We start from the raw sequence: 21,338 nt of genomic DNA, 5'->3' as shown, positions 1-21,338 counted from the left end.
GTAGTGATCCGGGTGGCTGGCGGGTGGACAGTGATCCGGGCGGCGTGGCTGGCGGGTAGTGATCCGGGTGGCTGGCGGGTGGGGTAGCGGTCTTGGTGGTGTGTCGGCGGGCAGCGGATCCGGGTGGCTGGCGGGCGGACAGTGATCCGGGCGGCGTGACCGGCGGGCAGCGATCCGGGTGGCGTGACCGGCGGGAGTGACGCAGCCCCGAGGTCCGGACCGCCCCTGCGGCGGTGCCGCGAGCACTGCCGACCCTGCCTTCTCCGCTTCCTCCGTCTCCTCCGTGCTCCGTCTCCTCCGTGCTCGGTCCCCGGCGTGCTCTGTCTCGGCGTGCCTCGGTCCCGTCCGCGTTCGGTCCCGTGCTCCGTCCCCCGGTGCTCCTACGCCTCCGTCTCCTCCGCTTCCTCCGTCTCCTGCGCCTCCACGGCCCCCTGTGTCTCCGGCGGCTCCACCGCCTCCTGTGTCTCTGCCGCCTCCTGCGCCGCCTCCAGCAGCTGGGCCGCCTCCGCCCGCCGCGCGCGGACGGTCTCGTCGCCCTCGCCCTCGCCCTCGCCGTCGGCGGCGTCCTCGTAGGCCGCGAGTACGTCACGCGCGCGTGATGCTGCCCGCGCCGGGCGGCTCAGGTCCGCCTCCAGCCAGCCCGCCGCCAGTTCGGCGCCGGTACGGTCGTGCAGTCCGGCCGCGCCGAGCGCGGCGAACACCGCCACGGCCCGGGTCATCTGCTCCAGCGCCGCCGCGAACGCGGCCCGGATCGCCGTGTCCTCGGCCTCCTCCGGCGCCGAACGGGCCAGCAGCTCCGCGAACTGGCGGTACGTGCCGCCGAGTTCCGCGGACAACTGTTCCCGGTCCACCGGGTCCGCCGCCGCCATCGCCGTCTCGCACTCCCGCACCGCGCTCGCCATCAGCTCGCGCGCGTCCGCCGCGCCGGAGTCCCGGTCCAGCGCCAGCCAGGCGCGGGCGCGCAGTGAGCGGACCAGGAACTGCGCGTTGCCCAGTGAGCGCCACAGGCCGCCCGCGCGCGCGTAGGCCCGGTCCGCCTCCTCCGCCAGGCCGGCATTGGCCAGCGACTCGGCGGCGAGGTGGGCGAGTGTGGCGTGGTCCTGCTGCTCGGGCCAGTGCCGGGCCAGCTCGGCGGCCTTGAGCCGCTGTTCGGCGGCGGCCCGGTGCTCGCCCAGTTCGCCCAGGCAGTCCCCGAGCCACCAGCGGGCCTGGACGACCGCGCCGTCGCCGTGTGTGTCGGCGCTCAGGTCGGCCAGCGCCGATTCCAGGACCTCGGCGGCCTCCGCGTACCGGCCCAGGCGCAGCAGGAACCCACCGAGCTGCTGCCGCGCCCAGGCGCCCAGGGTGCCGCTCTCCCCGGCCTCGTCCGCCCAGTGCGCGGCCTCCAGCGCGTGCTCGGCCGCCTCGCCGGTCGCGTCCCGGCCGCCGAGCACCTCGGCGAGCTGGAGGTGCAGCTGGGACCGCCCGACCGGCTCCACGTAAGGCCCGCCGTGCACCAGGGCCGCCCGCAGTGCCCGCTCGGCCCCGGCCAGGTCACCGGACTGGTGGGCCAGGGCGGCGACCTGCACCTCGTACTCCACCGAGAACCAGGGAAGCCCGGCGGACACGTACGCGCCGGCGGCCCGCCGGAACAGCTCCGCCGCGCGTTCCGTGTCCCCGCTGAGTCCGGCCAGCTCGGCGAGGATCGCCCGAGCCTCGGCGGCCCGCGCCGCCAGCCGCACGTCGTCCCCACCGCGCCCCTCGACGAGCGCGAGCACCTCCCGCACAGCCGCCTCGGCGTCGAGGACGGCTCGGCGGGCGCCGTCCGCGGCCGGCCCGGCGTTCGAAGGGGTGTCCGCGCCGGTCGGCCGGGCGTCCATGGCGTCTCGATCGGCGTCGCCGGCGGCCGGCCGGGCGTCCACAGCCAACCGCTCGGCGTCCACAGTTCCCTGCCCGGCGTCCGCTCCGTCCTGTCCGGCGTCCGTACCGTCTTGTCCGGCGTCCGTACCGTCTTGTCCGGCGTCCGCTCCGTCCTGTCCGGCGTCCGTACCGTCTTGTCCGGCGTCCGCAGCCCACCGCTCGGCGTCCACAGTTCCCTGCCCGGCGTCCGCTCCGTCCTGTCCGGCGTCCGCTCCGTCCTGTCCGGCGTCCGCGGTGCCCAGCCCGGCGTCCGCTCCGCCCTGCCCGGTGGCCGTACCGCCCTGCTGCCCCGCGTCCGCGCCGGCCGTCCCGGTGGATCCCTCGGTGTCGGCGTGCGCGGCGTTCCGAGCCGTGGTCTCGTGGACCCGGCGCATCAGGATCCGGGCCCGGCTCATCGCCACCGACGCGGTCTGGCGCACCCCGGTGCCCTCGTCGGAGTACAGCGCGAGCACCTCGTCGTACAGGCCCGTGACCGTCGCCAGGGCGGTGTCCACCTCTCCCGTCAGCGCGCGGACGTACGCCCCGCGCGCGCGTGCCGCCAGCGCCTCCCCGGGGTCTCCCGCCTCCGCGTACAGCGCCGCCGCCCGCTCGAACAGGGCGAGCCCCTCGGGGCCACGGGCCATCGCCTCGTGGTCGGCGAGCTCCGCGCGGTCCCGCGGCTCCAGCCCGGCGCCGTCCTGCGCGGCCCGAGCGACCGCCGCCCACGCCTCCAGCGCGTGTGGCTGCAAGGTCTCCGACAGCCGCCGTGCCTCGGCGAGCAGGACGGGCAGCCCGGCTTCGGCGGCCGGCTCGCCGGTCGCCTCGACGGGCGGGGGAGGAGCGGCCGGCGGCGTCACCGGGGGCCGTACCGCCCGCACGCCCAGCGGCAGCCGCTCCACCAGCGGGCGCTGGGCCATCCGCGCGCGGATCCGGTCGCCGACGGAGGAGGTGCCGTTGCGGCGGTCGAACCGCTCGGCGAGTTCCGTCGCCTCCACGCGCGCGTGCGCGGCCAGTTCCCGCGCGGTCCAGGTCCGCCCGGCCGGCCCCGGTACCCGCTGCCCGCCGAGGCCCAGCTCGGTCAGCCGGTCCGTCAACAGGGTCACCACGGCCATGAAGTCGAGCCGGCTGCGCGGATGCCCGGTGTCCGTGAAGTAGGCGGGCCGCTCGGCGAGCAGCTCGAGACCGCGCGCCTCGTTGCCGGTCAGCGCGCAGAACTCCACATGGTCGGCGTACGCGCCCCGCATGCTCTCCATGGGCCGCACCAGACGGGATCCGCGCAGATGGTGGGCGCGCGCCTCGTCCACGCGGCCGAGGCGCAGCAGCGGGGCCAGCGAGGAGGCGAGCACGGTGTGCGGCTCGTGCGCGCAGGCCAACTCACCCTCCAGCACCGGCCGCCACAGCTCGAGCGCCTCCGCGTCCCGCCCGCACCGGACCTGCCAGGCGCCCTGCCCGTGCAGCTCGCAGGCGTGGCAGTCGGCCATCCGGTCCCGGTCCGCGGCCAGCCACGCGGCGTACGCCCGCTCCGCGCGCGCGAGGTCCCCGATGTGCGAGGCCACACTGAACTCGGCGCCGCGCACCGCCCGTTCGGAGTGCCCGGCGAGCCGGTAGCGGTGTCCCATCTCGCCGAGCCACTTCTCGATCGAGGCGAGCGGAATGTGCGGCTGGTCCAGCATGCCCGCCGACATCCACTTGAAGGCCCAGTGCAGCGAGTGCGCCTCGTACTCGTCGAAGTCCGCCGGCCGTTCGTCCCACATGCGCAGCAGCCGCGCGAACGGGACGAACATCTTGTCCTTCTCGGAGCTGTAGTTGTAGACCTTCAGCTGGTGCCCGAGCGCCTCGATCACGGCGAGCGGGACGTCCAGCCGTTCCGCCTCGGCGAGCAGCTGCTCCGCGCGCGCGTTGCGGGCCGGACCCTCCGGCTGCCCGGAGTTCTCCGCCAGCGCCCGGCGCAGCGCGTCGAAGTCCGTGATCTCGGTCATCGTCCGTCCCCCTCCCCGTGGGTCGCCCATTCGAGCAGCCCGATGAACGCCCGGTTGAGCAGCGCCGAGTCGGCCGGCCGCAGCGGGCGCTGCGCCATCAGCAGCGCCTGCCCGTACAGCGCCTCGGTCGCGGTGCCGATCAGTTCCGGGTCGCCGAGCGAACCGATGCGCCGGACCAGCGGGTTGAGATGGTTGAGCACCAGACGCGCGCGCGGGGCACTGCCGCGCAGCGAGCCCAGGATGCCCGCCCACAGGTCGTCGGCCCGCTCCTCGGCCGCCGCGCGGGCCTGCTCGTGCCGGGCGGCCCGGTCGTCCAGGTGCAGCGCGGGCACGGACAGCGGGTGGAAGGCCCGCAGGACGACGTCACAGCCCAGCGGGTCCAGCCGGTCCCGGGCGGCGGCCAGGAACCCGGACAGCGCCAGCTCCTCGCCCGGGTCGACCGCGTCCAGGTGCGCGGTCACGGTGTCCGCGTCGAGCTCGGCGACCACGGTCCCGGGCCGCACCCGCGGCAGCGCCTCGACCAGCTCGCTGTCGTACGTGTAGCCGCCGTTGACCACGCCCACGCCCTGCGCCGAGGCGATCGGCGCGACCTGCCGGTACTCCTCGACCGTCCGCGTGAAGTGCACCACCGGGTGCCGCCGCGCGAACTCCTCCAGGGAGATCTGCCCGTCGGTGGTCTCGAACGGCAGCCACGGCAGCATCGTGCGCAGCATCTCCCGGTCGTGCCGGGCGAGGGACTTCACGCCCAGGTGGTGCACGGCGAGGAAGGCCGACAGGCGCTCCGGGTCACCGGCGGCGAGCCCGGTGAGCCAGGACCGGATCCGTTCGCCCAGCGCGTCCCGTACGGCGGCCAGGGTCTCGTCCTCGTACAGCGACTCGCGCGAGGCGGTGGGTCGCAGGCTGTCGGTGTCCAGGACGCAGCGCACGAAGAACGCCCAGTCCGGCAGCAGCTGCTCGGCCCGCTCGGTGAGCAGCATGCCCTTCAGGTGCACGCGGTGGGTCGCCCGCTGGGCCGGGCTGACCGCCGTCGGCAGCACGTACGCCACCCCGCGGGTCCCGGCCAGGGGCACGTCAAGGTCGATCGAGTCCAGCGGCGTGAACCCGAACAGTTCCTGGCAGTGCCGGGCCAGCGCCACCCTCCTGCCGGCCGGGCTCGGATGGGCGCGGTCCCAGGGCGCGGGCAGATCGGCGACCGGCTCGTCACCGACCCGGACGTCGTACGGCAGCAGGGAGCCGAAGTCGCGGGCCAGGGCGCGGACCCGTTCGGGCGCGAGCCACTCCGCCGCTCCGGCCCGTGCCGTCAGGTACACGGTCGTACCCGGCTCGGGCCGCTCCGCGCCGGACAGCGTCCGCACGGTGTACGACCCGTCGTCCCGGGCCGTCCACTCCACCGGCGGGGCCTCGGGCGTACGGGCGCTGCGGCTGACGACCCTGATCCGCTCGGCGACCACGAAGCAGGCGAGCAGCCCGATGCCGAACTGGCCGAGGAAGTCCGAGCGGGCCTCCTGGAGGCCCTCGGCCCGCTTGGAGCTGCGGCCGATGGTCGCCAGCAGGCTGTGCACGTCCGGTTCGGTGAGCCCGACGCCGGTGTCCTCCACCCGCAGCCCGCCGTCCACCGCGTACAGCCGCACCCGCGCCGGAGCGTCCGGCTCGGCGGCCCGCCGGGCGGTGATGGCGTCCACGGCGTTCTGCATCAGCTCGCGCAGGTAGACCTTGGGGCTGGAGTAGAGGTGATGGGAGAGCAGGTCCACCAGACCACGCAGGTCGACCTGGAACGTATGAGGTGTGTGAGGTGAGTGGGATGCCTGGGGTGGCTGTGAGGTCTGCGAGTCCATCGTCACTGCGCCGGAGGGGAGGTGCGGGCGGCGCGGGGTCGGGCGGTCCCGGCGGGGCGGTGACCGCGAAGGATGGCCGGAGCGCGTCATCCTAGAGCCGATCAGCCCACCTGACCAGGAGTTTCCCCGATGTTTACGGCACTGCGCCGGGAAGACGCAGGACGGCGTCTACGGCATTGTCAGTGCCGTGGTGTGCAATGGATCTCGTGCCCGCACTGCGAGAACCACTGAAGCAGCCCCTGAAGTCAGTGCTCGGCCCCGCCACCGCGAAGGTGATGGCCGAGCACCTCGGCCTGCACACCGTCGGCGACCTCCTGCACCATTACCCGCGCAGATACGAGGAGCGCGGCCAGCTCACCCACCTCGCCGACCTGCCCATGGACGAGCACGTCACGGTGGTCGCCCAGGTCGCCGACGCCCGCCTGCACACCTTCGCCTCGGCCAAGGCCCCCCGCGGCAAGGGCCAGCGCCTCGAGGTCACCATCACCGACGGCAGCGGCCGGCTCCAGCTCGTCTTCTTCGGCAACGGCGTCCACAAACCGCACAAGGAGCTGCTGCCGGGCACCCGCGCGATGTTCGCCGGCAAGGTCTCGCTCTTCAATCGACGCCTCCAACTCGCCCACCCGGCTTACGAGTTGCTCCGAAGTGACAGCGCCGAAGCCGTCGAGACCTGGGCCGGTTCCCTGATCCCGATCTACCCCGCCACCGGCAAGCTGGAGTCCTGGAAGATCGGCAAGGCGGTCCAGACGGTGCTGCCCAGCGCCCAGGAAGCCCTGGACCCCCTCCCGGACTCCCTCCGCGACGGCCGCGGCCTGGTCACCCTCCCCGAGGCCCTGCTCAAGATCCACCGGCCGCACACCAAGGCCGACATCGCCGACGCCCGCGCCCGCCTGAAGTGGGACGAGGCGTTCGTCCTCCAGGTCGCCCTGGCCCGTCGCCGGCACGCCGACACCCAACTCGCCGCCGTGCCCCGCACCGCCAAGCCGGACGGCATCCTCGCGGCCTTCGACGACCGCCTCCCCTTCACCCTCACCGAGGGCCAGCAGAAGGTCTCCCGGGAGATCTTCGACGACCTCGCCACCGCACACCCGATGCACCGCCTGCTGCAGGGCGAGGTCGGTTCGGGCAAGACCATGGTGGCCCTGCGCGCCATGCTCGCCGTGGTCGACGCGGGCGGTCAGGCCGCCATGCTCGCCCCCACCGAGGTCCTCGCCCAGCAGCACCACCGCTCGGTCACCGAGATGATGGGTGAACTGGCCGAAGGCGGCATGCTGGGCGGCGCCGAACACGCCACCAAGGTGGTGCTGCTGACCGGCTCGATGGGCATGGCCGCCCGCCGCCAGGCCCTGCTCGACCTGGCCACCGGCGAGGCCGGCCTCGTCATCGGCACCCATGCCCTGATCGAGGACAAGGTCCAGTTCCACGACCTCGGCCTGGTCGTGGTGGACGAACAGCACCGCTTCGGCGTGGAACAGCGCGACGCCCTGCGCGGCAAGGGCAAGCAGCCTCCGCACCTCCTCGTCATGACGGCCACCCCCATCCCGCGCACGGTCGCCATGACGGTCTTCGGCGACCTGGAGACCTCGGTCCTGGACCAGCTCCCGGCCGGCCGCTCGCCGATCGCCAGTCATGTCGTCCCGGCCGCCGACAAGCCCCACTTCCTCGCCCGCGCCTGGGAACGGGTGCGCGAGGAGGTGGCGGCCGGTCACCAGGCGTACGTGGTCTGCCCGAGGATCGGTGACGACGAGGACGACCCGAAGAAGGCCGGCAAGAAGAAGTCCCCCGAGGAAGAAGCCGACAAGCGCCCCCCGCTCGCGGTCCTCGACGTGGCCGGCCAACTGGCCAAGGGCCCCCTCCAGGGCCTCCGGGTGGAGGTCCTGCACGGCCGTATGCACCCCGACGACAAGGACGCCGTGATGCGCCGCTTCGCGGCCGGCGAGACCGACGTCCTGGTCGCCACCACCGTCATCGAGGTCGGCGTCAACGTCCCCAACGCCACGGCCATGGTCATCATGGACGCCGACCGCTTCGGCGTCTCCCAGCTGCACCAGCTGCGCGGCCGGGTCGGCCGGGGCTCCGCGCCCGGCCTGTGCCTCCTGGTCAGCGAGATGCCCGAGGCCAGCGCGGCCCGTCAGCGCCTGAACGCGGTCGCCGCCACGCTCGACGGCTTCGAACTCTCCCGCATCGACCTCGAACAGCGCCGCGAGGGCGACGTCCTCGGCCAGGCCCAGTCCGGCGCCCGCTCCAGCCTCCGGGTCCTGGCCGTCATCGAGGACGAGGAGGTCATCGCGGAGGCGAGACAGGAGGCGGCGGCGGTCGTGGCGGCGGACCCGGAGCTGGAGCGGCTGCCGGGGCTCCGCACGGCCCTGGACGCCCTCCTGGACGAAGAAAGGGAGCAGTACTTGGAAAAGGGCTGACGAGCAGCGCCCCCAGGGGGGCGCGGGGAACTGCGCGACCAGCCACAATGAACGTAAAGTCGCCCAGCAGAAGGACCACACATGACCCGCGTGATCGCCGGCCGGGCCGGCGGACGGCGCCTCGCAGTACCTCCCGGCACCGGAACCCGCCCCACCTCCGACCGCGCACGCGAGGGCCTCTTCTCCACCTGGCAGTCGCTGTTGGGCGGCCCCCTGGACGGCGAACGGGTCCTCGACCTCTACGCCGGCTCCGGCGCCGTAGGGCTGGAGGCGCTCTCCCGGGGCGCGAGCCACATCCTCCTCGTCGAGGCCGACGCCCGCGCGGCGAGGATCGTCCGCGAGAACGTGAAGAACCTGGGCCTGCCGGGCGCCGAGGTCAGAGCGGGCAAAGCGGAACAGGTCATCCGGACACCGGCACCGGAAGAGCCGTACGACCTCGTCTTCCTCGACCCTCCGTACGCCGTCACGGACGACGATCTTCGCGAGATTCTCCTCACACTCCGCTCAGGAGGCTGGCTCGCGGACGACGCCCTCGTCACCGTGGAGCGCAGCACCAGAGGCGGCGAATTCCATTGGCCGGACGGCTTCGAGGCGATCCGGTCCCGTCGTTACGGCGAGGGAACGTTTTGGTACGGTCGCGCCGCCTCTACGTGCGAAGACGCACGATGACCGGACCGGAGAGCGAGGGATCACTAGTGCGCCGCGCCGTCTGTCCCGGGTCTTTCGACCCGATCACCAACGGACATCTCGACATCATCGCCCGAGCCTCCCGTCTGTATGACGAGGTCTACGTCGCGGTGATGATCAACAAGTCCAAGAAGGGCCTGTTCGAGATCGAGGAGCGGATCGAGCTGATCCGCGAGGTCACCTCCGAATACGCCAACGTCCGTGTGGAGGCGTTCCACGGCCTCCTCGTCGACTTCTGCAAGCAGCGCGACATCCCCGCCATCGTCAAGGGGCTGCGCGCCGTCAGCGACTTCGACTACGAGCTGCAGATGGCCCAGATGAACATCGGCCTCACCGGCGTCGAGACGCTGTTCGTACCCACCAACCCCACCTACAGCTTCCTGTCGTCCTCCCTCGTCAAGGAGGTCGCCGCCTGGGGCGGAGACGTCTCCCACCTGGTGCCGCCGCAGGTCCTGGAGGCCCTGAACGGGCGGCTGCGCAAGGACTGATGGGGCTACAGTCGTCCCGTCCGTCTCCAACCCGGCTGTAGAGAGTGGCGAGCACAGGTGGACGTGCAGAAGAAGCTCGACGAGATCGTCTCCACGGTCTCCGGTGCCCGGGCCATGCCCATGTCGGCGTCATGTGTGGTCAACCGCGCCGACCTGCTCGCGATGCTCGAAGAGGTACGCCAGGCGCTGCCCGGCTCCCTCGCCCAGGCGCAGGAGCTGATCGGCGGCCGTGAGCAGATGGTCGAGCAGGCCCGGCTCGAGGCCGAGCGGATCATCGAGAACGCCCATGCCCAGCGCGGCTCGCTGATCTCCGACACCGAGATCGCCCGCCGCTCCCAGGCCGAGGCGGACCGGATCCTCGACGAGGCCCGCCGGGAGGCCGAGGAGATCCGCGCCGAGGCCGACGACTACGTCGACTCCAAGCTCGCCAACTTCGAGGTCGTCCTCACCAAGACCCTGGGCTCGGTCGGCCGCGGCCGCGAGAAGCTCCTCGGCACCGGCCCCGGCCTGGACGAGAACGGCTACGAGGACGAGGACGCCCCCGAGCGCAGCCACGACCCGGAGACCCTGCGCCACAACGCCGACCAGTACGTCGACGTCAAGCTGGGCGCCTTCGAGGCGGTCCTCGCCAAGACCCTGGAGGCCGTCGGCCGCGGCCGGCAGAAGCTGCACGGCCGGATCGCCACCGACGACCTCGGCGCCCTCGCCGACGACACCACGACCTTCCAGCACTCCAGCGACGCCGACTACCTCGCCGACCTGGCTGCCCTCGCGGACAGCGACCGCGCGGCCCAGTCGCAGCCGCAGCCGGAGCGGACGGAGCAGCGGGAGCACTCGTACGAGCCGCAGCCCGCCTACACCCCCGCCTCCGGCTACGCTCCGGCGGAAGGCGCCCCCGTCCAGCAGCAGCCTGACCCGTACGCGGGCTTCCCGCGGCAGTCGGAGTACGTGCCGCAGCAGGACCCGTACGGCTACCAGCAGGCCGATCCCTACGGCTACCAGGGCTACGACGTCCAGCACACCGCCTACGACCCCCAGCAGGCCCATCAGCCGCAACAGCCCCAGCATCAGCCGCAGGACCAGACCCAGGCCCAGCAGGGCTACGCCCTGGACGAGACCAGCCTCTTCGACACGGGCATGATCAGTGCGGAGCAGCTGAGGGCGTACGAGCAGGGCAGGGGCCTGTAGCCGGGACACCGGATTGGGCGCTGAGCGAAAGGTCCAGTATCCTGGCTGTTCGGTCGCGCGTATGCCCCGCGATCAACGCTGCCCGGGAATCCGACGGGTGGCGTCCCTTCGAGTTAGTAGATCGAAAGCAGGAATGGCTTCCAACGCCCGCCTCGACCACCGCAACCCCCTCGTGATCGACACGCACGAGTTGGGTCGGCGTCCTGGTGCGCTGAAGCGCCTGACCCGCGAGATCGACGCTCCCAGGGATCTCGGCATCCCGGGGGTCATCGGAGTGCCGGAAGGCGCCCCGATGGAGCTCGGACTCCGCCTCGAGTCGGTCATGGAAGGGGTGCTTGTCACAGGCACCGCCCGTGCGGTGGCCGAGGGGGAGTGCGTAAGGTGTCTGGAGCCGGTCGAGCTGGAGCTCGAAGCGGACTTCCAGGAGATGTTCTCGTACCCTGACGCCGACGACCGGGGCCGCGTGATCGCGGAACCGGGCGACGACGCCGAGGACGACGAGGACAGGCTCCATGTCGAGGACGGTCTGATCGACCTCGAACCCGTGCTGCGCGATGCGGTGGTGCTCGCACTGCCGATGCAGCCGGTGTGCCAGGACGACTGCCCTGGACTGTGCTCCGAGTGCGGAGCGCGGCTCGCGGACGACCCGGACCACCACCACGACGCCGTCGACATCCGTTGGGCGGCTTTGCAGGGACTCGCCGGTTCGATGACGGACGGCGAGAAGGACGAGATGAGCGGCGCCGAAGCGGGCGTCGACGAGAAGCAGGAGAAGTAGCCGTGGCTGTTCCGAAGCGGAAGATGTCGCGCAGCAACACGCGCCACCGCCGGTCGCAGTGGAAGGCTGCGGTCCCCACCCTGGTTGCGTGCGAGCGCTGCCACGAGCCCAAGCAGCAGCACATCGCGTGCCCGTCTTGCGGCACCTACAACAAGCGCCAGGTCCTCGAGGTCTGAGCGGCTGGTGAGAGGCACTGTGTCCACGCCGAAGAAGAACTCTGCGGACAATCAGGCCTCGTCCCACACGCTTCTGGAAGGGCGGCTCGGCTACCAGGTCGAGTCCGCCCTTCTGGTGCGAGCGCTGACCCACCGTTCCTACGCGTACGAGAACGGCGGTCTGCCGACGAACGAGCGGCTGGAGTTCCTCGGGGACTCCGTGCTCGGCCTCGTCGTCACGGACACGCTGTACCGCACCCACCCCGACCTGCCCGAAGGCCAGCTGGCCAAGCTGCGGGCCGCGGTGGTCAACTCACGTGCGCTGGCGGAGGTCGGCCGCGGCCTCGACCTGGGCTCCTTCATCCGGCTCGGCCGGGGTGAAGAGGGCACGGGCGGCCGGGACAAGGCATCCATCCTCGCCGACACCCTTGAAGCGGTGATCGGCGCGGTCTATCTCGACCAGGGCCTCGACGCGGCCTCCGAACTGGTGCACCGCCTGTTCGACCCGCTGATCGAGAAGTCCTCCAATCTCGGCGCCGGCCTGGACTGGAAGACGTCCCTGCAGGAGCTGACCGCGATCGAGGGACTCGGCGTACCCGAGTACCTGGTCACGGAGACCGGCCCCGACCACGAGAAGATCTTCACTGCTGCCGCCCGCGTCGGAGGCGTCTCGTACGGCACCGGCACCGGCCGCAGCAAGAAGGAGGCGGAGCAGCAGGCCGCCGAGTCCGCCTGGCGGTCCATCCGGGCCGCGGCGGACGAGCGAGCCAAGGCAGCCGCGGAAGCCACGGCGACCGTGGAGGCCGCGGAAGCCGCGGCCAAGGACGGCGACCCGTCGTCCGCCACCGCCTGAGCAAGAAGCAGCACGCGAGCGCCCGCCCGGCCGTCCACGCCGGTGCGGGCGCTCGGTTCATCCACCGGTCCGTACGGTTCTGACGGGGGTCCGATGCCCGAGTTGCCCGAGGTCGAGGTCGTCCGGCGTGGCCTGGAGCGCTGGGTCGCCCACCGGACCGTCGCCGAGACCGAGGTGCTGCACCCGCGTGCCGTACGCCGGCACCTCGCCGGGCCCGACGACTTCGCGCACCGGCTCAAGGGCCACCACATCGGCATGCCCTCCCGGCGCGGCAAGTACCTGTGGCTGCCGTTGGAGGAGACGAACCAGTCCGTCCTCGCCCACCTCGGCATGAGTGGCCAGCTGCTGGTCCAGCCGCACGACGCGCCGGACGAGAAACACCTGCGCATCCGGGTCCGGTTCGCCGACTCACTCGGCACGGAGCTCCGTTTCGTCGACCAGCGCACGTTCGGCGGGCTGTCGTTGCACGACAACACCCCCGACGGCCTGCCCGACGTCATCGCGCACATCGCCCGGGACCCGCTGGACCCGCTCTTCGACGACGAGGCGTTCCACCAGGCGCTGCGCCGCAAGCGCACCACCATCAAGCGGGCCCTGCTGGACCAGTCGCTGATCAGCGGGGTCGGCAACATCTACGCGGACGAGGCCCTGTGGCGCGCCCGCATCCACTACGAGCGCCCGACGGCGAACTTCACCCGCCCGGTCACGGCGGAACTCCTCGGCCATGTCCGGGACGTGATGAACGCGGCACTCTCCGTCGGCGGCACCAGCTTCGACAGCCTGTACGTCAACGTCAACGGCGAGTCGGGCTACTTCGACCGGTCCCTGGACGCCTACGGCCGCGAGGGCCTGCCGTGCAAGCGGTGCGGTACCCCGATGCGGCGGCGGCCCTGGATGAACCGCTCCAGCTACTTCTGCCCCAAGTGTCAGAGGGCGCCGCGCGTCTCGTCGTAACGCGCGCGGGCCGCGAGGACGTCGTCCATCGCGCCCTCCACACAGTGGATGAGGGACAGCAGCCGCTCGGCGACCTGGCGGCCCAGCTGGGTCAGCTCGTAGTCCACGCGGGGCGGGTTCGTCGGCTGCGCCTCGCGGTGCACCAGGCCGTCGCGCTCCAGCGCGTGCAGCGTCTGGGACAGCATCTTCTCGCTCACCCCGTCCACGCGGCGGCGCAGCTCGTTGAAGCGCAGCGACCCCTCGTACAGCGCGCCGAGCGTCAGACCGCCCCAGCGGCCCGTGACGTGCTCCAGCGTGCCGCGTGACGGACACGCCTTGGCGAAGACGTCGTACGCGAGGTCGTCGTGGTCCTGGGTGGGCGCGCTCATGGCGTCAAGGGTACGCCCACGCAGCGCTAGCCACCAGGTTGCACTAACTACAAGTTAGTGCTTTCCTGGGGTTACCGCTTCGGAGCAGCGCTCCCCGTCGAGCCGCCGCTCTCCGCTGCCTTTTCCGAGGAGTTCGCATGACCACGCCCGTCGTTTCCATCGCCTACCACTCCGGCTACGGCCACACCGCCGTCCTCGCCGAGGCCGTCCGCGCCGGCGCCGCCGAAGCGGGTGCCGAGGTGCACCTGATCAAGGTGGACGAGATCACCGACGAGCAGTGGGAGACGCTGGACCGCTCCGATGCGATCGTCTTCGGCTCGCCCACCTACATGGGCACCGCGTCGGGCGCCTTCCACGCGTTCGCCGAGGCAACCTCGAAGCGCTGGTTCGGCCAGGACTGGAAGGACAAGCTGGCCGCCGGCTTCACCAACTCCGGTTCCAAGAGCGGCGACAAGCTGCACACCCTCCAGTTCTTCCAGACGCTGGCCGCCCAGCACGGCATGCACTGGGTCAACCTCGGTCTGCTCCCCGGCTGGAACAGCACCACCGCCTCCGAGAACGACCTCAACCGCCTCGGCTTCTTCGCCGGCGCCGCCGCCCAGACCAACACCGACCAGGGCCCCGAGGGCGTCCACAAGGCCGACCTGGCCACCGCCGAGCACCTGGGCCACCGGGTGACGGAGACGGCGAAGGTGTTCGCCCGCGGGCGCGTCGCCGCGTAAGGCCGGCCGGCACCCCGCCCATGGCCCCGGGCCCCCGCTCCAAGGGGGCCCGGGGCCGCCGCCGTACCCCCGTGGGCGGCCGTGCTCCACCTGCCGGTTGCCCGGCTCCCTGCCGTCGGCCGTCGAGCGTCATCGGCAACAGGGCGGTCAACGGGGCCGGCGGCGGGGCGGCCGACGACGGCACCCCGCCTCGGGTACGACGGCAGCCTGATCCGCCCTCACCCCACCGCCGGCGGGAAACCGCTCAGGCCGCCGTGGCAGTCCCCTCGGCGGCTCAGTAGCCGAATTCCTGCGTCCACCAGGGGCCGCCCGCGCCGAAGTGGACGCCGACACCGAGCGTCTTGAAGCCGCAGTTCAGGATGTTGGCGCGGTGGCCGGCACTGTTCATCCAGACCGTCATCACGGCCGCCGCGTCGGCCTGGCCGCGGGCGATGTTCTCGCCGCCGAGACCGGTGACCCCGGCCTTCGCGGCCCGGTCCCAGGGCGTCCTGCCCTCGGGATCCGTATGGGCGAAGAAGTCCCGCGCGGCCATGTCGTCGCTGAACGTCTCGGCCAGCCCGGTCAGCGCGGAGTTCGCCGCCAGCGGACTGCAGCCGGCCTTGGCCCGCTCGTCGTTGACCAGGTTCAGCACCTCGGCCCCGATGGTGGCCTCCAGGGGCACCGTCACCGGCGTGGAGGCCGGCGACGGCTCCTTCGTGGCCGTACGGGACGGGGTGGGCTTCGGGTCGGCCGAGGTGGCGGACGCGGACGGCGTGGGTGGCGCCGGCGTGGCGGGCGCGGAGGGCTTGGGCGGTGCCGACGTGGCGGGCGCGGAGGCCTTGGGCGGTGCCGACGTGGCGGGCGCGGAGGGCTTGGGCGGCGTCGAGGGGGTGGCCGGCCTCGACGGTTTCGGCTCGGCCTCGGGCTTCGCCGGCACCGGGGGCGCGGCGGGCTTGGCCGGCTGGGCGGGCCTGGCCTTCGGCGCCGGCTTCTTCGCGGCCTGCTTCTCCGTGGCCTTCTTCGGCGGGGCCGGCGTGGGGGACGCCGGCTTGGAGGGGGAGGCGGAGGCGGACGGGCTCGGAGAGGCGGTCGGCCTCGTGCCGCTGGTGGCGGAGCCGTACGAACGGCCGTCCGCGCGGCCACCGCCGCCGGCGCTGCCCGACGCACCGCCCTGCGCGCTCTCCGTGTTGCGGGGAGCCGCCGCACTCTGCACCCGGTCCCCGCCGGCGGTGTGCGAGCCACCGCCGAGGCGGTAGTTGTCCAGGCCCGGCATCACACCCGCGGCCACCGCGACCGTGCCAAGGGCGACGGCGACGGACACGCCGAGCAGACCCGCGCGCACCGGTCGCATGGTCTTGTTCCGCCGCCGACGGTCACCGGACGGCCCGCCGTCCGGGGTGAAACCGCCGCCCGGGGAGCCGTCGCCCCATGAGCCGGAGCCGGAGCCGGAGCCGGAGCCGGGTGTGGCCGACGCCGCGTCGGCGTCCGTCGCGAACAAGTAGGCGCTGGCCTTGGCCGTGGCCTCGGCGTACGCCTCGGGGTTCAGGTAGGGCGCTGTGCCCATGGGGAGCGGGCGCTGCCACGTGGACGAGTGCTGGGCGTCCTCGCTCCCGCTGCCGGAGCTTTGCGTGTGCGTAGCTCCCGTGGAGCGGCCGGTGGCGGCGCGGCCGGCGGCGGAGCGTCGGTGGCGTCCCATGTCCTTGCCCTCTTCCTCGTACGCGCGGTCGACCTGGTGCCCGCACGGCGAGCGACTCGCCGGCGAGTCGCTCCCTCTGGCCGACCCGACCCACTCGATCGAGTGAGTTTTCATATGCGATGCACTGGGTCCGGACGGTACCTCATGCCGCACGGGGGACGACGTGTCCCGGACGACACCGGCTGGTTAGGTTGCACCCATGAGTGAGGATGTACGACTGGTCGCCTGGGTACGTGGACGCGTGCAGGGTGTGGGTTTTCGCTGGTTCACGCGCGCCAAGGCGCTGGAGATCGGCGGGCTGAGTGGTTTTGCTCTCAATTTGGCCGACGGCCGGGTCCAGGTGGTCGCGGAGGGGTCGCGCGAGGGGTGCGAGGGGCTGCTGGACTGGCTCCAGGGCAGCGACACGCCCGGACACGTGGCCGGCGTCACCGAGATCTGGGACACACCGCGGGGCGGCTACGACGGCTTCGCCATCCGCTGAGCCGGGTCCGCCGAGCCCGCGGGCCGGAGCGCGGCAATCTGCCAGAGGCACGTGCGGAAAGCGGAAACGCCCTGGTGGTTGCCAAGAGGGGCGTGGCATGGCAGGCTCCGCTGGTACTGCTGGTCGCCACGCCCTGAGGGCCCGGAGAAGTCGTAGCACCGCCGTTTTCCCGGCCGTGCATCCCGGTTCGCCCGCCAATACAGGGTGTGATCGTGTTGACCGTCAAACTTTTTGGTGAGACGCTGAAAGCCCCGCGCACCTTAGCTGTTTGGCATGGAGCAACACCAGAGCAACACCCGGATGTGCCAAGCACCGCGGGTGCGAATCCCTCACGACCCACACCGCATCGGTCGGTCACTCATTGTGGAGGACCATCCATCATGGCAAAGGCGCTTCTCGGTTACGTCGGCGGCTCCGACCCTCGACTCCTCGCCGAGATGCGACGGCTGCAACAGCGCGTACAGGACCTGGAGTCCGAGCTCGTACGGATCCAGGCTGAGAACGACGCACTGACGGCTGCCGCGTCTCAGGACAGGATCATGGAGAGCATCGACGCACGCCAGGCGGAGCCTGCGCTGACCTGATCGCCGTATCGCTCCACGACAGCAGTAGCAGCGATCAGGCTGCCCGTATCAACCGCTCAGTTGATCCGTTCGACTGGAAACCAGTCATCAGAGTTGCAAGGGACGCTTCGGCGTCCCTTCGTTCTTCCCCCCGCATCCTTTCACCTTCTTTAACGTCTGGTCTGCCCTGCGTGTTCAGTGGCGAAACCGAGGGGTTGCGAGTGTTCGTGGAGTGAGATAGCGGCGCCGGGTAGAGTCCGGCGGCGTGCACCTCAAGGCCCTGACCCTCCGCGGGTTCAAGTCGTTCGCCTCGGCGACCACGCTCCGCTTCGAACCGGGGATCACGTGTGTCGTCGGTCCGAACGGCTCGGGCAAGTCCAACGTCGTGGACGCGCTCAGCTGGGTCATGGGCGAACAGGGCGCCAAGTCGCTGCGCGGCGGCAAGATGGAGGACGTCATCTTCGCCGGCACCACCGGCCGCCCGCCGCTGGGCCGTGCCGAGGTGTCCCTGACCATCGACAACTCCGACGGGGCCCTGCCCATCGAGTACGCCGAGGTCACCATTACGCGGATCATGTTCCGCAACGGCGGCAGCGAGTACCAGATCAACGGAGACACCTGCCGTCTGCTGGACATCCAGGAACTCCTCTCCGACTCCGGCATCGGCCGCGAGATGCACGTCATCGTCGGTCAGGGCCAGCTCGACTCCGTCCTGCACGCCGACCCCATGGGCCGCCGCGCCTTCATCGAGGAGGCGGCCGGGGTCCTGAAGCACCGCAAGCGCAAGGAGAAGGCGCTCCGCAAGCTGGACGCGATGCAGGCCAACCTCGCGCGCGTGCAGGACCTCACGGACGAACTGCGCCGCCAGCTCAAGCCCCTGGGCCGCCAGGCGGCGGTGGCACGCAGGGCCGCCGTCATCCAGGCCGACCTCCGCGACGCCCGGCTACGGCTCCTCGCCGACGACCTGGTACGCCTGCGCGACGCCCTCCAGGCCGAGGTCGCCGACGAGGCGGCCCTGAAGGAACGCAAGGAGACGGCCGAGCAGGAGCTGAAGAAGGCGCTCCACCGCGAGTCCCTGCTGGAGGACGAGGTACGCCGGCTCACCCCGCGCCTCCAGCGCGCCCAGCAGACCTGGTACGAGCTGTCGCAGCTGGCCGAGCGCGTACGCGGCACCGTCTCGCTGGCCGACGCCCGGGTCAAGAGCGCCACCTCCGCGCCCTTGGAGGAGCGGCGGGGCCGGGACCCCGAGGACCTGGAGCGGGAGGCCGCCCGCATCCGTGAGCAGGAGGCCGAGCTGGAGGCCGCCCTGGAAGCGGCTCAGCGAGCCCTGGACGACACCGTCGCCCACCGCGCCGAACTGGAGCGTGAGCTGGCCGCGGAGGAGCGCCGGCTGAAGGACGCCGCCCGCGCCATCGCCGACCGCCGTGAGGGACTGGCCCGGCTGACCGGGCAGGTCAACGCGGCCCGCTCGCGTGCCGCCTCCGCCCAGGCCGAGATCGACCGGCTGGCCATGGCCCGCGACGAGGCGCAGGAACGGGCGGTGCACGCGCAGGAGGAGTACGAGGCTCTCCAGGCCGAGGTCGACGGTCTGGACGCCGGCGACGCCGACCTGGCCGGACGGCACGAGGCCGCCAAAAGACAGCTCGCCGAGGCCGAGGGCGCCCTGAGCGCGGCCCGCGAGGCAGTCACCGCCGCGGAGCGCCGGCGCGCCGCGACCCAGGCCCGCCACGAGGCGCTGGCGCTGGGCCTGCGCCGCAAGGACGGCACCGGGATACTGCTCGGCGCCCGGGACCGGCTCACCGGCATCCTCGGCCCGGCCGCCGAACTGCTGACGGTCACCGCCGGCTACGAGATCCCGCTGGCCGCCGCGTTCGGGGCGGCGGCGGACGCGATCGCCGTGACGACCCCGGCGGCGGCGGCCGAGGCGATCAAGCTCCTACGCAAACAGGACGGCGGCCGAGCGGCCCTGCTCCTGACGGGAGCCCCGGACGACACCCCCCCAAGGGCCCCGAGCAACGGCACACCGAGCGGCAGACTCACCCCCGACGATCCCGCACCGAACGACGCCGCCCCATCGCCCCGAAGGGGCGCGGGGAACGGCGCGCTCCACCACGAGGATCCCGCACTGGACGATGCCGCTGTGTCGCCCCGAAGGGGCGCGGGGAACGGCGCGCTCCACCACGAGGATCCGGCACTGGACGATGCCGCTGTGTCGCCCCGAAGGGGCGCGGGGAACGGCGCGCCCAGCCCCGACGCTCCCGCACACGAGGACCCGCCCCGCACCTCTCCCTCCGGCACCCCTCCCTCCGGCACCCCTCTCTCCGGCACCCCCCTCACCCGCACCCCCCTCTTCGCCGCCGACCTGGTCCGCGGCCCCGCCGAACTCATGGCCGCCGTACGCCGGCTGCTGGCCGCGATCGTGGTCGTGGACACCCTGGAGGACGCCGAGACCCTGGTCTACGCCCGCCCGGAGCTGACCGCCGTGACCGCCGAGGGCGACCTCCTCGGCGCCCACTTCGCGCACGGCGGCTCCGCCGGCGCGCCCAGCCTGCTGGAGGTGCAGGCGTCAGTGGACGAGGCCGCCGCCGAGCTGGCCGAGCTGGCGGTCCGCTGTGCGGAGCTGGCCGAGGCACAGCACACGGCGGCCGAGCGCCGCGGGCAGGCCGCGGCCCTCGTCGAGGAGCTGGGCGAGCGGCGGCGGGCCGCCGACCGGGAGAAGTCGGCTGTGGCCCAGCAGTTCGGGCGGCTGGCCGGACAGGCGCGGGGCGCCGCGGGCGAGGCCGAACGGTCGGCCGCGGCGGCGGCGCGCGCGCAGGAAGCGCTGGAGAAGGCCGTACAGGAGGCCGAGGAACTGGCCGAGCGGCTGGCCGTGGCCGAGGAGATGCCGGTGGCGGAGGAGCCGGACACCTCGGTGCGGGACCGGCTCGCCGCCGACGGGGCCAACGCCCGGCAGACCGAGATGGAGGCCCGCCTCCAGGCCCGTACGCACGAGGAGCGGGTCAAGGGGCTCGTCGGGCGCGCCGACTCGCTGGACCGGGCGGCCCGCGCCGAACGCGAGACACGCGCACGTGCCGAGCAGCGCCGGGCCCGGCTGCGGCACGAGGCGGCCGTGGCCGAGGCCGTCGCCTCCGGTGCCCGGCAGCTGCTCGCGCACGTCGAGGTGTCCCTGGCCCGGGCGGAGCAGGAGCGTTCCGCTGCCGAGGCGGCCAAGGCCCGGGGCGAGCAGGAGCTGGCCACCGCCCGCACGGCCGGCCGCGAACTGAAGGCGGAACTCGACAAGCTGACGGATTCGGTGCACCGGGGCGAGGTACTCGGCGCCGAGAAGCGGCTGCGTATCGAGCAGCTGGAGGCCAAGGCGCTGGAGGAGCTGGGTGTCGAACCGGAGGGGCTGGTGGCGGAGTACGGTCCGGGCCAGCTCGTGCCGCCCTCGCCCCCCGCCGACGGCGAGCAGCTGCCGGACGACCCCGAGCACCCGCGCAATCAGCCCCGCCCCTTCGTACGCGCCGAGCAGGAGAAACGGCTCAAGGCAGCCGAGCGGGCGTACCAGCAGCTGGGCAAGGTCAACCCGCTGGCGCTGGAGGAGTTCGCCGCACTGGAGGAGCGGCACAAATTCCTCAGCGAGCAGCTGGAGGACCTGAAGAAGACCCGCGCCGACCTGCTTCAAGTGGTGAAGGAGGTCGACGAGCGCGTCGAGCAGGTGTTCACCGAGGCGTACCGGGACACCGCCCGCGAGTTCGAGGGCGTCTTCGGCCGGCTGTTCCCGGGCGGCGAGGGCCGCCTGGTGCTGACCGACCCCGACAACATGCTCACCACGGGGGTGGACGTCGAGGCGCGCCCGCCGGGCAAGAAGGTCAAGCGCCTCTCCCTGCTCTCGGGCGGTGAGCGCTCGCTGACGGCCGTCGCGCTGCTGGTGTCGATCTTCAAGGCCCGGCCGAGCCCGTTCTACGTCATGGACGAGGTCGAGGCCGCGCTGGACGACACCAACCTCCAGCGGCTGATCCGGATCATGCAGGAGCTCCAAGAGGCATCGCAGCTGATCGTGATCACGCACCAGAAGCGCACGATGGAGGTCGCCGACGCGCTGTACGGCGTCTCCATGCAGGGCGACGGCGTGTCGAAGGTCATCTCGCAGCGGCTGCGGTAACCCCTTTCCGAGATCAACTCACTCTGGGTTCACTTCTTGAACACGGAGTGCCTTGATGTATCTCAAAACTCACAGCCATTGAACTATTGACTTCGAAACTTGAAGGCATAGTCTCTGCAACGTTGCCTTTACCTTCAGGTGTGAGTGGTGTGAACCTGTGCGCCACGGGATAC

16 protein-coding genes are annotated in these 21,338 nt (G+C 72.3%); 12 read left to right on the top strand and 4 right to left on the bottom strand.

Annotation, left to right across the window (positions count from 1 at the left end; genetic code table 11):
* Positions 1 to 380: 380 nt before the first annotated feature.
* A complete protein-coding gene (locus tag ACIGYR_RS18235) occupies positions 381 to 3,857 on the bottom strand; it encodes a tetratricopeptide repeat protein (RefSeq protein WP_399598302.1) in 3,477 nt (1,158 codons plus the stop codon).
* Entirely contained in the window at positions 3,854 to 5,692 is a 1,839-nt protein-coding gene (locus tag ACIGYR_RS18230; RefSeq protein ID WP_399598304.1) for an HSP90 family protein, read from the bottom strand. Before ACIGYR_RS18230 ends, ACIGYR_RS18235 begins: the two co-directional genes overlap by 4 nt.
* 197 nt (positions 5,693 to 5,889) lie before the next feature.
* Here ACIGYR_RS18230 and recG point away from each other — a divergent pair, with 197 nt between their 5' ends.
* The 8 genes from recG (at position 5,890) to mutM (ending at position 13,212) form a co-directional block, all read left to right on the top strand.
* The gene (recG, locus tag ACIGYR_RS18225; protein WP_391847206.1) at positions 5,890 to 8,109 is read left to right on the top strand and encodes an ATP-dependent DNA helicase RecG; all 2,220 of its coding nucleotides are present in this window, start codon (positions 5,890 to 5,892) and stop codon (positions 8,107 to 8,109) included.
* An 81-nt stretch (positions 8,110 to 8,190) separates the two neighbouring features.
* A complete protein-coding gene (gene rsmD / locus ACIGYR_RS18220) occupies positions 8,191 to 8,778 on the top strand; it encodes a 16S rRNA (guanine(966)-N(2))-methyltransferase RsmD (RefSeq protein WP_399598308.1) in 588 nt (195 codons plus the stop codon).
* A gap of 26 nt (positions 8,779 to 8,804) precedes the next feature.
* A complete protein-coding gene (gene coaD / locus ACIGYR_RS18215) occupies positions 8,805 to 9,284 on the top strand; it encodes a pantetheine-phosphate adenylyltransferase (protein WP_345942796.1) in 480 nt (159 codons plus the stop codon).
* Between the two features lie 57 nt (positions 9,285 to 9,341).
* Entirely contained in the window at positions 9,342 to 10,472 is a 1,131-nt protein-coding gene (locus ACIGYR_RS18210; protein WP_399598311.1) for an ATP synthase F0 subunit B, read from the top strand.
* Between the two features lie 133 nt (positions 10,473 to 10,605).
* Entirely contained in the window at positions 10,606 to 11,250 is a 645-nt protein-coding gene (locus ACIGYR_RS18205; RefSeq protein ID WP_399598312.1) for a YceD family protein, read from the top strand.
* A 2-nt stretch (positions 11,251 to 11,252) separates the two neighbouring features.
* The gene (gene rpmF / locus ACIGYR_RS18200; protein ID WP_003951102.1) at positions 11,253 to 11,426 is read left to right on the top strand and encodes a 50S ribosomal protein L32; all 174 of its coding nucleotides are present in this window, start codon (positions 11,253 to 11,255) and stop codon (positions 11,424 to 11,426) included.
* A 19-nt stretch (positions 11,427 to 11,445) separates the two neighbouring features.
* A complete protein-coding gene (gene rnc / locus ACIGYR_RS18195) occupies positions 11,446 to 12,258 on the top strand; it encodes a ribonuclease III (protein ID WP_391847214.1) in 813 nt (270 codons plus the stop codon).
* Between the two features lie 93 nt (positions 12,259 to 12,351).
* A complete protein-coding gene (gene mutM, locus ACIGYR_RS18190; RefSeq protein ID WP_399598315.1) occupies positions 12,352 to 13,212 on the top strand; it encodes a bifunctional DNA-formamidopyrimidine glycosylase/DNA-(apurinic or apyrimidinic site) lyase in 861 nt (286 codons plus the stop codon).
* On the opposite strand, the gene ACIGYR_RS18185 is transcribed toward mutM, so the two are convergent.
* Positions 13,185 to 13,580, bottom strand: a complete 396-nt coding sequence (locus ACIGYR_RS18185; RefSeq protein WP_399598317.1) for a winged helix-turn-helix transcriptional regulator — start codon at positions 13,578 to 13,580, stop codon at positions 13,185 to 13,187. The two genes, mutM and ACIGYR_RS18185, sit on opposite strands and share 28 nt — an antisense overlap.
* A gap of 137 nt (positions 13,581 to 13,717) precedes the next feature.
* On the opposite strand from ACIGYR_RS18185, the gene ACIGYR_RS18180 reads away from it, so the two are divergent.
* Positions 13,718 to 14,302, top strand: a complete 585-nt coding sequence (locus tag ACIGYR_RS18180; protein WP_391847220.1) for a flavodoxin family protein — start codon at positions 13,718 to 13,720, stop codon at positions 14,300 to 14,302.
* Between the two features lie 274 nt (positions 14,303 to 14,576).
* Here ACIGYR_RS18180 and ACIGYR_RS18175 read toward each other — a convergent pair whose 3' ends face one another.
* The gene (locus ACIGYR_RS18175; RefSeq protein WP_399598321.1) at positions 14,577 to 15,977 is read right to left on the bottom strand and encodes a CAP domain-containing protein; all 1,401 of its coding nucleotides are present in this window, start codon (positions 15,975 to 15,977) and stop codon (positions 14,577 to 14,579) included.
* A 199-nt stretch (positions 15,978 to 16,176) separates the two neighbouring features.
* Between ACIGYR_RS18175 and ACIGYR_RS18170 the strand changes: the two genes are divergently transcribed.
* The 3 genes from ACIGYR_RS18170 to ACIGYR_RS18160 all read left to right on the top strand — a co-directional run bounded on the left by ACIGYR_RS18170 (position 16,177) and on the right by ACIGYR_RS18160 (position 21,165).
* Positions 16,177 to 16,458 carry an acylphosphatase gene (locus ACIGYR_RS18170; RefSeq protein ID WP_391847228.1) on the top strand — a complete coding sequence of 94 codons (282 nt, stop codon included), beginning with the start codon at positions 16,177 to 16,179 and terminating at the stop codon, positions 16,456 to 16,458.
* 380 nt (positions 16,459 to 16,838) lie between these two features.
* On the top strand, positions 16,839 to 17,042 hold the full coding sequence (locus ACIGYR_RS18165) for a hypothetical protein (RefSeq protein WP_391847230.1): 204 nt from the start codon (positions 16,839 to 16,841) through the stop codon (positions 17,040 to 17,042).
* A 244-nt stretch (positions 17,043 to 17,286) separates the two neighbouring features.
* Entirely contained in the window at positions 17,287 to 21,165 is a 3,879-nt protein-coding gene (locus ACIGYR_RS18160) for an AAA family ATPase (RefSeq protein ID WP_399598325.1), read from the top strand.
* Positions 21,166 to 21,338: the final 173 nt, after the last annotated feature.

The sequence above is a fragment of the Streptomyces sp. NPDC053076 genome (genome assembly GCF_044546845.1).
Classification (GTDB): domain Bacteria; phylum Actinomycetota; class Actinomycetes; order Streptomycetales; family Streptomycetaceae; genus Streptomyces.
This window is presented reverse-complemented; position numbering and strand designations above follow the sequence as displayed.